The organism is Psychrobacter sp. 1U2, from assembly GCF_051847575.1.
In genome coordinates this window covers 1-1,242 of sequence record NZ_JBPYDC010000297.1, presented here as the reverse complement: position 1 = coordinate 1,242, position 1,242 = coordinate 1, and the positions used below count along the sequence as shown (strand labels likewise).

2 protein-coding genes are annotated in these 1,242 nt (G+C 43.6%); both read left to right on the top strand.

The window, feature by feature from the left end; genetic code table 11:
- The coding region (locus ACS8FD_RS15310; RefSeq protein ID WP_439276477.1) for a YheT family hydrolase at window positions 1-737 on the top strand (737 nt) is incomplete at its 5' end.
- A gap of 48 nt (window positions 738-785) precedes the next feature.
- Window positions 786-1,242: acyl-CoA thioesterase (locus ACS8FD_RS15305; protein ID WP_439276476.1), on the top strand; the 457-nt coding region annotated here is incomplete at its 3' end.

Genomic DNA, 1,242 nt, shown 5'->3' with positions numbered 1-1,242 from the left:
ATCACATGCTGCAGAATTTACGTGAGCAATATGCCCATATCTATGCGGTAGGCGTCTCGCTAGGCGGTAATGCGCTGGCAAAATACATGGGTGAATATGGTGATGAAGCGCTATGCGAGGGTGCCGTGGTCATCTCCGCTCCTGTCGATATGTCGTCAGCTGCTCTAAGTATGCATAGTTTCTTGAGTCATCGTATTTATACGCCGTATTTACTCAATCCAATTATCAAGAAAGCACTGGCAAATGATATCACCGTAGAGGAAATTGCCTCTATCAAGTCGGTCAATCGTATCAGTGACTTTGATAATATCTTTACCGCGCCGCGTCATGGCTATCGCTCCAAAAACGACTATTACCACTCCTCATCAGCTCTACCCTACTTAATAAATGTTACCCATCCGCTACTGCTGATTAGTGCCAAAGATGATCCCTTTATTGGCTTTACCGCCACTCAAGGCGATGTCTCTGATAGCGTCACTATCCTTGATACCGAGCATGGTGGACATATTGGTTATCTGCGTTATCGCTCAGCTAGCAAACAGACTGACACGGTGAAATCAAGCTCTAAGCAATCGAAAAAGAATGGTAAAAAAACCAAGACCTCAAAATTCGATATCAATTGGATACCTGAAACCGTTAGCGCTTTTTTTCACTCAATTGGCATTCCGTCTAACGATATTTCACTTGATAATGTTTCACCTGAAAACGCTTCACCTAACAATGCTTCCAATGAATAATAATCTAATAAATCATAACCCTAATCCTTAAATTATTGAGAGTCTGTTATGTATCCATTTTTTCGTTATGCTAAATCTATCACTAAGGCTGTCATCGCTAACAAAAAAGGCGATCAACTAGACTTAGCAGATACCAGCGAGATTGAGATTCGTTGTAGCTTGACGGACATTGATAATTTTTTAGAGATGAATAATGGTCGCGTACTGACGTTGTTCGATTTGGGACGTACTGATTTTGCCATTCGTACTGGCCTTGGTAAACAATTACTGCATAAGCGCTGGGGGCTAGTTGTAGCTGGCAGCACCGTACAATATCGCAAACGCATTCGCGCTTTTGATAAGGTCACGATTAAGACGCACGTCGCTGCTATTGATGAGCGCTGGATTTACGTGGAACAATCAATGTGGGTGAAAGGCAAGCCCTGCTCGTCTGCCCTACTACGGACAGGCGTCACTAGCAAAGGGCGCGTGATTGAGACTCAAGAAGTGCTGGATGCGATGGGTA